At 49.8% G+C, this 695-nt stretch carries 1 protein-coding gene; it reads right to left on the reverse strand.

Annotated elements, in window-relative coordinates:
* Positions 1–572, reverse strand: a 572-nt coding sequence (locus ACVBEF_RS21310; RefSeq protein ID WP_447125890.1) for a 4-phosphopantoate--beta-alanine ligase, incomplete at its 3' end; no start/stop codon positions are given.
* Positions 573–695 lie beyond the last annotated feature (123 nt).

The raw sequence follows: 695 nt of genomic DNA on the forward strand, positions 1-695 counted from the left end.
TCCGACTCAGTAGTTCTATGCCGAGTACCACGGACAAGCACGAATCGATCCCGAAACGTTTCTGCGGCGATGATATCGGTCGGTAATGCAAACTGTTTTGCCATGTTGCGAATGATCATCAATTGTTGATAATCCTTCTTTCCGAATACCGCCACGCGCGGTTGTACGCATGAAAACAGCTTCATTACCACCGTTGTGACCCCGGTAAAGAAACCGGGACGGAACTCACCTTCAAGCGTATTGCCCAGACCGTCAGGCGGTTGGATGCGGTATTCCTGCGGTTCCGGATAGAGGTCTTTTTCACTCGGCGCAAACAACACGTAGACGCCTTCTTTTTCCAGTTTGGCGACATCAGCATCAAATGTACGCGGATATTTGTCAAAGTCGTCGTTCGGGCCGAATTGTAGCCGGTTGACAAAAATCGATGCGACGACCGGATCGCCGTGGCGTTTAGCCAGGCGCATCAGCGAAAGATGGCCTTCATGCAAATTACCCATAGTTGGCACAAAAGCAGTGCGCAACTGGCCGCGCATCTGATCGCGTAATTCTTCGATAGAGGAAATGATTTTCATGGAAAAAGTCAGAGGTGAGTTGTAGAGATAGGACGTGTTGACATACAAAGTTTGTGAAGCACCCTTAGTCCATCGATTCGTGCTTGTCCGTGGTACTCGGCATAGAACTACTGAGTCGGAGAC

This window comes from Glaciimonas sp. GG7, from assembly GCF_052976905.1.